Genomic DNA, 9,132 nt, shown 5'->3' on the forward strand with positions numbered 1-9,132 from the left:
CCGCTAATGCCCACCCTGCCACGGCTGCCCCAACGACACCGGCGCATACAACCGCGTACGCACCGCATCTCGGGACAGCAGCACCAACACCAAAATAGTTGCGACATACGGCAACATCGCCAACAAACTGGAAGGAATCGCCAGCCCCAACCCCTGCGCCACCAAATGCAGGATGCTGGCGAGCCCGAACAGATAAGCCCCGAGCAGCAGCCGCCACACCCGCCAACTGGCAAACACCACCAGTGCCAAGGCAATCCAGCCGCGACCGGCGCTCATGTTTTCCGCCCACATCGGCGTATAGGCCAGGGACAAATAAGCCCCGGCCAATCCCGCCATCGCCCCGCCGAACAACACCGCCAAGGTGCGCACACCGAGCACCGGCAAGCCCATGGCACTGGCCGCGTCCGGGTTTTCCCCGACCGCTTGAATGATCAAACCGATGCGACTTTTCACAATCACCCACGCCACAAGAGCAAACAAGGCGAACGACAAGTACACCAGCAGATCCTGCGCAAACAGCATCCGCCCGATCAGCGGGATTTCACTCAAATAAGGAATCGCCACCGGTTCAAAACCCGCCAGCGGTTTACCAACCCACGCCGCGCCGACAAACGTCGACAAGCCCACGCCGAAGATCGTCAGTGCCAACCCGGTGGCTACCTGATTGGCGTTGAACACCAGCGCTACCAAGGCAAACAGCGACGACAGCAACATCCCGGCGAGCATCGCCAGCAACACGCCGAGCCACAAGTTGCCGCTGTTCAGGGCGACGATAAAACCGATCACCGCGCCAAACAGCATCATGCCTTCCTGGCCCAGATTGAGGACGCCACTCTTCTCGCAGATCAGTTCGCCCAGCGCCACCAACAGCAACGGCGTACCGCAACGGACCATGGCATAGAAAATATTGCTCAGCAGATCGATATCCATCACAGCGCTCCTGCGGTTACGGCGGTGGCGGGTGCGCGGCGGGTCCAGCGCAAGTTCAAACGCGGCCGATAGAGAATCAGCACGTCACTGGCCAGCAGGAAAAACAGCATCATCCCCTGGAACAATTGGGTGATCGCTTGCGGCAGGTTCATGCTCATCTGCGCACTCTCGCCGCCGATGTACAGCAGCGCCATCAGCAGGCTGGAAAACAGAATACCGATGGGGTTCAGCCGTCCGAGAAAGGCCACAGTGATCGCTGCATAGCCGTAGCCCGGCGAGACTTGTGGCACCAGTTGGCCGATCGGCCCGGTAACTTCACAGACCCCGGCCAGCCCAGCCAAACCGCCGCTGATCAACAGCGCCAGCCAGATCAAGCGCTTCTCGCGAAAGCCGACAAACCCTGCAGCGCGCTTGTCCAGACCGAGCACTTTGATCTGGAACCCGACAAAGCTTTTCTGCAGTAATACCCACACCGCGACTAACGCCAGCAAAGCGAAATACACCCCGGCGTGAACCCGACCGTCCTCCATCAACAACGGCAAACGGCTGGCATCACCGAACATCGCCGACTCCGGAAAGTTGAACCCGGCCGGGTCTTTCAGCGGCCCGTGAACGCAGAACAGCAGCAGGTTGAGGGCGATGTAATTGAGCATGATGCTGGTGAGGATTTCGTTGGCGTTGAAGCGCGTACGCAACCACGCGGTCAGCCCGGCCCACGCGGCGCCGGCGAGGGTGCCGGTGAGCAGGATGAACACCAGCGCCCAGCGACTTTGCATGCCGATAATGTTCACCGCCACCGCACTGCCGGCCAGGGCGCCAAGCAGTAACTGGCCTTCGGCGCCGATGTTCCAGATCCTCGCCTGATACGCCACTGCCAGGCCCAGTGCGCAGAGCAGAATCGGCAGGGCTTTGACCAATAGTTCGGAGACGCCATACAGGTCGCTGATGGGTGCGATCAGCAAGGTGTGCAACGTCAGCAATGGGTCGTGGCCCAAGGCGATAAACAGCAATGAGCCGCAGCCCAGCGTCAGCGCCGCCGCCAGCAACGGCGAGCACCACAACATCAGGCGCGATTGCTGGCCACGGGGTTCGAGAGAAAGCAGCATGTGAAACTCCGTTAAAGCGTTGCGGGTGCAGGTGAGTGCGGGGCGTCGAACTGGCCGGCCATCCAGCCGCCGACGTCGGTCAGCCGGGTATCGACGGTGGCCTTGAGCGGCGACAGTCGACCGCTGCACAAGGCGCCGAGCTGATCGCAGATCTGGAACAGTTCATCAAGGTCTTCGGAGATGACCAGGATCGCCGCGCCGGCATCGCGCAAGGCAATCAGCGCGCGATGAATGGTTGCGGCCGCGCCGACGTCGACGCCCCAGGTCGGGTGCGCGGCCACCAGCAGTTTTGGTTGCTGGAGGATTTCCCGGCCGAGGATGAATTTCTGCAAGTTGCCGCCGGACAGGCTGCGGGCCGGGGTCTGGGTATCGGGTGTCTTCACCCCGAAACGACGGATGATCTCTTCGGCCAACGCCTCGACCTTGGCGCGCTGGATCAAGCCGTTGCTCACCAGCCCTTGTTGAAACGCCGTGAGCAGTGCGTTATCTGCCAGGCTCAGCTCCGGCACCGCGCCGTGACCGAGACGTTCGGCGGGCACGAAGGCCAGGCCGAGTTTGCGCCGTGCATCCGGGCGCAAATGGGCGACTGCTTGCCCGGCGAAACTGATCGTCTTGCCGTCGTTGCGATTGAGGCTTTCTTCACCGCTGAGCAATGCCAGCAACTCATCCTGACCGTTGCCCGCGACCCCGGCGATGCCAACGATCTCGCCGCTGCGCACTTCAAGGTTGATGTCCTTCAGCGAGCAACCGAACGGGTCCGGGTTGTGCCAGGACAATCCCCTCACATTCAAAAATGCCTCACTGCCGATGACCTTCGAATAGTCAGTAATCAGCTCGGCCGCTTCACCGACCATCAACTGCGCCAGTTGTTGATCCGAGCACTCGGCTGGCACGCAATGTCCGGCCACTCGGCCGCCGCGCAATACCGTAGCGCTGTGGCACAACGCACGGACTTCACCGAGCTTGTGGCTGATAAACAAAATGCTGCAACCCTCGGCCGCGAGTCGGCGCAGGGTGACGAACAATTCGTCGGCCTCCTGCGGCGTCAGTACCGAGGTCGGCTCATCGAGAATCAGCAGCCGAATGTCCTGCATCAGGCAGCGAATGATTTCAACGCGCTGGCGTTCACCGATGGAAAGGCTGTGGACAAGTCGTTCCGGTTCCAGCGCCATGCCGTAGCGTTGGGACACCTCGCGAATTTTCGGCTCGAGTTGTTTCGGTGTGCCGGCCGCCGCGCCCATGGCCAAGGCAATGTTCTGCGCCACGCTCAGGGTTTCAAACAGCGAGAAGTGCTGGAACACCATGCCGATCCCCAAGCCTCGGGCCTGGGCCGGATTGCGCATGGCAATGCGTTGCCCTTGCCAGATGACTTCGCCTGAGTCGGCGTGGGTGACGCCGTAGATGATCTTCATCAGCGTACTCTTACCTGCGCCGTTTTCGCCGAGCAGGGCATGGATTTCACCGGGAGCGATGCTTAGGTCGATGGCATCGTTGGCCAGGCAACCGGGATAACGTTTGCTGATGTTGCGCAGTTGCAGGCGAGGGGTTTGATCGGGGATCGGCACGGGGTTGGGCATGACAGGCTCGGGTCGATTGAGGTTATGCCTGCAGATAAAGCAATTTTCTGGCCACTGAGTCAGGAATTTTCGTAAAGCCCTGCCAATCAAGGGCTTTGCGAGTGTTCGAGGAAGTGTTTCGCTGGTGAATCAGGCACCACTTGAGGGCAACGCCGTTGATCAGGCTCCTCTTTTGCTCGCGCTAATTTGATCAAAAAACGAGCATCCGGCTGCAAGCTATGCCGAATATGGGGCTGCGCCAGCCATGAACGGGTTATCCACAGGTTGCTCCACAGTATTTGTGTGCAAGCTCAACGCTCGGGCATAAGCACTGTGCGGCTATCTTCTAAAGGTGATAAACCAAGCTAACTGTTTGTTTTTTAGTGGATTTGGCATTTTTGATAGCACTTTGGACGAAAAGTGAACAAAGCCCGCAAAGCCGCATGACAGAAGGGTTACAGCGGAATGTACTCAGGTTATCCACAGCCGGGTACACAGCAGATGTGGGCAAGTGTGGAGTGCACGATAAATGGCGGACGCCCCAAAAGATCGCGCCTTATCGCTGCAACAAAATGCGCCCGCGACTCAAATCTGCCAGGTGCAATTGCAAGGTGTCGATCTGCTGCTCGCCGATAGCCAACTGCAACTCAACGCCGTTAGCGGTAAAGGATTCTTCCACCACCAAACCGCCGAGTTCCGCCACCCGCAACTTCACCAACGTCAACTCGCCGAACCCACACGCGCAACTCACCGGCACGCGGCTGATCAACTCAACCTTCGGCGCCCCTTGCAGGCACTTGTTCGCACCGCCGCCATAAGCTCGGGCAAGCCCACCGGTGCCGAGTTGAATGCCGCCATACCAACGAATCACCAGCACCGCGACCTGATCGCAATCCTGCGCTTCAATTGCCGCCAGAATCGGCCGGCCAGCGGTACCGCCAGGTTCGCCATCATCATTGCTGCGGTACTGGTCGCCGAGTTTCCAGGCCCAGCAATTGTGCGAGGCGTTCAAGTCGCTGTGTTGCTCGATGAACGCCTGTGCTTCCGCCGGGCTGCTGATCGGCCCGGCGAAGGTGATGAAGCGGCTTTTGCGAATCTCTTCGCGGTACTCGCAAAAACCGCTGAGGGTAAAAGGCATAGGGGACTTAAATAGAAGGTGTCAGGCCGCAGCCCTTGAGGATGATGCGGATCAGGTTGTCGCCGGCGTCTTCCATGTCTTGCTTGGTCAGCTTGGTGCGGCCGCTGACACGGCAGATCTGGGTGGCGAAGTCGGCGTAATGCTGAGTGCTGCCCCACAACAGGAAGATCAGGTTCACCGGGTCGACTGGGTCCATCTTGCCGGAGTCGATCCACGCCTGGAACACTGCGGCCCGACCCTGGAACCAGGCGCGATAGTCCTGGTTGAAATACTCGGTCAAACACTCGCCGCCACTGATCACTTCCATCGCGAAAATTCGTGAGGCTTGTGGCTGGCGTCGGGAGAACTCCATCTTGGCGCGGATGTAACGGGTCAGCGCTTCGGCCGGATCGTCTTCGGCCGTCAACGTGTTGAAGGTGCTGTCCCACAATTCGATGATGTTGCTCAGCACCGCCACGTACAACCCAAGCTTGTTGGTGAAGTAGTAATGCAGGTTCGCCTTGGGCAACCCGGCATTCTGGGCGATGGTGTTCATGCTGGTGCCTTTGAACCCGTGGCGGGCGAATTCATCTTCGGCGGCTTTGAGGATCGTCTCTTCGTTCTTTTGACGAATGCGGCTGGCAGGTTTGCCGCCGTGGGCGGGGACTTCAAAGGTCATAGGCACTTCCGAAATAGTCTGTGGGTGCAACCAGTGCGTTGATAGCGCACCCACAGGTTTCAGACAAGTGCTGAGGCGATAAAACCCTTATGGCTGCTCGATTGGGTCGCTTTTTAACGGGGTCTTGGCGTCAAGCATTTGGGTTTTCGATTCGGGCAACAACAGACACATCAGGATCGCAGTGATACCGCCACTGGTGATCGCCGAGTCGAACAGGTTCTGCACCAGTTTCGGCAACAGGTGCAAAAGCCCCGGTTGCGCGGCAATGCCCAGGCCGACGCCGAAGGACGTGGCGATGATCAACATGCTGCGTCGATCCAGCGGCGCCTGGGCAAGGATGCGCACGCCGGCTGCCGCGACACTGCCGAACATCACCAGAGTTGCGCCGCCGAGTACCGGTTTGGGGATCTGTTGCAACACCGCGCCAATCAGCGGAAACATGCCGAGGCAAAACAGCACGGCGCCGATGTACAGGCCGACGTAACGGCTGGCGACACCGGTCAACTGGATCACGCCGTTGTTCTGCGCAAACGTGGTGTTGGGGAATGCGCTGAAGGTCGCGGCGATCAGGCAACTGAAACCGTCGCCTAACACGCCGCCCTTGAGTCGGTTGATATAAGAAGGACCGCTGATGGGCTGACGGGCGAGCATGCAGTTGGCCGTGAGGTCACCGACGGTTTCGATGGTGCTGATCAGATAAATCAGCGCGACCGGTAGGAAAGCAGTCCAGTCGAAGCTGAAACCGAACCTGAACGGGATCGGAAGACTGACCAGAGGCAAGTCGGGCAATGGCTGCGGGATCAGTTTTCCGCTGAACCATGCTGCGAGGCTGCCAAGGACCAAGCCAATGATGATCGCCGAAAGACGAATCCACGGCGTGTTCGAGCGGTTGAGCAGGACGATCGTCAACAGCACGAACACGCCCAGCGCCAGATTCCCCGGCGCACCGAAATCCGGTGCGTTGAAACCACCGCCGAGGTCAGTGATGCCGACCTTGATCAGGCTGATGCCGATCAGCGTAATGACAATCCCGGTCACCAACGGCGTGATCACCCGACGCAACTGGCCGATAAAGCGGCTCAGGACAATCTGCACCACGGCGCCGAAAAAGCACACGCCGAAGATCATCGCCAAGATATCTTCTGGGCTGCCCCCACGCTGCTTGACCAGAAACCCCGCCGACAGCACCGCGCCCAAAAACGCAAAACTGGTGCCTTGCAGGCAGATCATGCCGGCGCCGATGCCGAATGGCCTGCGTGCCTGGATGAATGTTCCGACGCCGGAAACCATCAGCGCCATGCTGATCAAGTACGGCAGATAAGCGGTCAGCCCGAGGGCCGAGCCGATTACCAGCGGCGGGGTGATGATGCCAACGAAACTGGCGAGCACGTGTTGCAGGGCGGCGAGGATCGCGGCAAGGGGTTTGGGGCGATCGTTGAGGCCGTAGATCAGATCGCTTTGGGGTGAGGATTCTGGCTGCATGGGCGTAGGAACTCATTGCTGACGGATCAAGGTACTGATGCGTTGCAAAAAGCTGTCCAACTGCTCAGGTTATTAGCCGGATTTTACTGTGTGGGCCAGCGTGGCCGGGCTCTACCGGTTTTTCAGCGCGTCGCTGCCAGACTCTCCAGAAAGCTTTCCAGCACCAAATGCGGGCGACGGCCCTTGCGCGTGACCGATGCGAGGCTTAAGTCATAAAAACGTGCGGTGGGTTTGAGCGCGCGCAATCGGCCTTGCTGTACCCAAAGGCTGGCGTAGTGGTCCGGCAGGTAACCGATGTAGCGCCCGGTCAGAATCAGGAAGGCCATGCCTTCGCGGTCCGAGGCACTGGCGGTGCAGTTGAGCGCCTGGTAATGGGCCTGAATCTCGGCGGGCAGCCGGAAGGTCGGGGCGATAGCGTCCTGACTATTGAGGCGTTCATCGTCGAGTTGCTTGTCGTCGACATAAAACAACGGGTGGCCGACCGCGCAATACAGCAGCGAACGTTCGCTGTAGAGCGGTTGATATTCCAGCCCCGACAACGCACTGGCTTGCGGTACCACACCGACATGCAGGCGCCCGTCGAGTACCCCTTGTTCGACTTCGTTGGGCGCAATCATGCGGATCTGGATCTGCACGTCCGGCCCGCGTTCTTTCAATTGCGCCAAGGCATGGGTGATGCGCATGTGGGGCAGGGTGACCAGATTGTCGGTCAGGCCGATGGTCAGTTCACCGCGCAGGTGTTGGTGCAGGCCGTTGACCTCGGTGCGGAAACTTTCCAGCGCACTTAATAGCTGCAACGCCGATTGGTAGACCTCACGACCTTCTTCGGTCAGGGAGAAACCGGCGCGACCTCGTTGGCAGAGGCGCAGGCCGAGGCGTTGTTCCAGATCGCTCATTTGCTGGCTGATGGCTGAGCGGCCGATGCCCAGCACCGATTCTGCCGCAGAGAAGCCGCCGCACTCCACCACGCTGCGGAAGATCCGTAATAAGCGGATATCAAAGTCGCTGACTTGGGCCAGAGGATCGGGACGTCGAGTGCTCATAAGTTTAGTGCTGGCCTGACTGAACGTTAGAAGAGTTGGATTTCACCGACTTTATCCCCGTGGCAATTTAGCTGCAAGAACGCTTTTGATCTCTACGCCGCTTATTGCCCTGCGAGGTTTTAATCATGAACTTGCCCGAAAACGCCCCATCTTCCCTGGCCAGCCAGCTCAAGCTTGATGCGCACTGGATGCCCTACACCGCCAACCGCAATTTCCAGCGCGATCCGCGACTGATCGTTGCCGCCGAGGGCAGTTGGCTGACAGATGATAAGGGTCGCAAGATCTATGATTCGCTCTCGGGTCTGTGGACCTGTGGCGCCGGGCATACTCGCAAGGAAATCCAAGAAGCGGTGGCCAAGCAGTTGGGCACTCTCGACTACTCGCCAGGTTTCCAGTACGGCCATCCGTTGTCGTTTCAGTTGGCGGAAAAAATCACCGACCTGACCCCAGGTAATCTGAATCACGTGTTCTTCACCGACTCGGGTTCTGAATGCGCGGATACCGCAGTGAAAATGGTCCGCGCTTACTGGCGCCTGAAAGGCCAGGCGACCAAGACCAAAATGATCGGCCGCGCCCGTGGTTATCACGGTGTGAACATCGCCGGCACCAGCCTTGGTGGTGTGAACGGCAACCGCAAAATGTTCGGTCAGGCGATGATGGATGTCGATCATCTGCCGCACACCTTGCTGGCGAGCAATGCCTATTCCCGTGGCATGCCGAAAGAGGGTGGTATCGCACTGGCGGATGAGTTGCTCAAGCTGATCGAATTGCACGACGCCTCGAACATTGCCGCTGTGTTCGTCGAGCCAATGGCCGGTTCCGCTGGCGTACTGGTTCCGCCTGAGGGTTACCTCAAGCGTCTGCGCGACATCTGCGATCAGCACAACATCCTGCTGGTGTTCGACGAAGTGATCACCGGTTTCGGCCGTACCGGTTCGATGTTCGGCGCCGACAGCTTCGGCGTGACCCCGGACCTGATGTGCATCGCCAAGCAAGTCACCAACGGCGCGATCCCGATGGGCGCGGTGATTGCCAGCTCCGAGATCTATCACACCTTCATGAATCAGGCGACGCCTGAATACGCGGTGGAATTCCCTCACGGCTACACCTACTCGGCACACCCGGTGGCGTGCGCTGCGGGCCTGGCGGCACTCGACCTGCTGCAAAAGGAAAACCTGGTACAGAGCGTGGCCGAAGTCGCACCGCATTTTGAAAATGC

At 59.4% G+C, this 9,132-nt stretch carries 8 protein-coding genes (1 of these 8 only partly in view); 1 reads left to right on the top strand and 7 read right to left on the bottom strand.

Translation table 11 applies throughout. From position 1 onward, the window contains the following. Positions 1–3: 3 nt before the first annotated feature. The 7 genes from ACA071_RS03625 to ACA071_RS03655 all read right to left on the bottom strand — a co-directional run bounded on the left by ACA071_RS03625 (position 4) and on the right by ACA071_RS03655 (position 7,913). Positions 4–930, bottom strand: coding sequence for an ABC transporter permease (locus tag ACA071_RS03625; protein ID WP_497643170.1), 927 nt, complete (start codon positions 928–930; stop codon positions 4–6). Further along, a complete protein-coding gene (locus ACA071_RS03630; RefSeq protein WP_497643172.1) occupies positions 930–2,036 on the bottom strand; it encodes an ABC transporter permease in 1,107 nt (368 codons plus the stop codon). The genes ACA071_RS03625 and ACA071_RS03630 overlap by 1 nt, the downstream gene beginning before the upstream one ends. An 11-nt stretch (positions 2,037–2,047) precedes the next feature. After that, entirely contained in the window at positions 2,048–3,613 is a 1,566-nt protein-coding gene (locus tag ACA071_RS03635) for an ABC transporter ATP-binding protein (protein ID WP_497643173.1), read from the bottom strand. A gap of 535 nt (positions 3,614–4,148) precedes the next feature. Beyond that, positions 4,149–4,730, bottom strand: a complete 582-nt coding sequence (locus ACA071_RS03640) for an IMPACT family protein (RefSeq protein WP_497643174.1) — start codon at positions 4,728–4,730, stop codon at positions 4,149–4,151. Positions 4,731–4,737: 7 nt separating this feature from the next. After that, a complete protein-coding gene (locus tag ACA071_RS03645) occupies positions 4,738–5,388 on the bottom strand; it encodes a TetR/AcrR family transcriptional regulator (RefSeq protein WP_497643175.1) in 651 nt (216 codons plus the stop codon). 87 nt (positions 5,389–5,475) lie between these two features. Then, on the bottom strand, positions 5,476–6,870 hold the full coding sequence (locus ACA071_RS03650) for a uracil-xanthine permease family protein (RefSeq protein WP_497643176.1): 1,395 nt from the start codon (positions 6,868–6,870) through the stop codon (positions 5,476–5,478). Between the two features lie 122 nt (positions 6,871–6,992). Beyond that, the gene (locus ACA071_RS03655; RefSeq protein WP_008031360.1) at positions 6,993–7,913 is read right to left on the bottom strand and encodes a LysR family transcriptional regulator; all 921 of its coding nucleotides are present in this window, start codon (positions 7,911–7,913) and stop codon (positions 6,993–6,995) included. 125 nt (positions 7,914–8,038) lie between these two features. On the opposite strand from ACA071_RS03655, the gene aptA reads away from it, so the two are divergent. Further along, a protein-coding gene (gene aptA / locus ACA071_RS03660) for an omega-aminotransferase AptA (RefSeq protein ID WP_497643177.1) crosses the window boundary here: on the top strand, positions 8,039–9,132 show its 5' portion. 256 nt of this gene lie beyond the right edge of the window; the window shows 1,094 of its 1,350 coding nt (coding positions 1–1,094); it begins with the start codon at positions 8,039–8,041; its stop codon lies beyond the right edge, outside the window.

The sequence above is a fragment of the Pseudomonas sp. LBUM1646 genome (assembly GCF_059716165.1).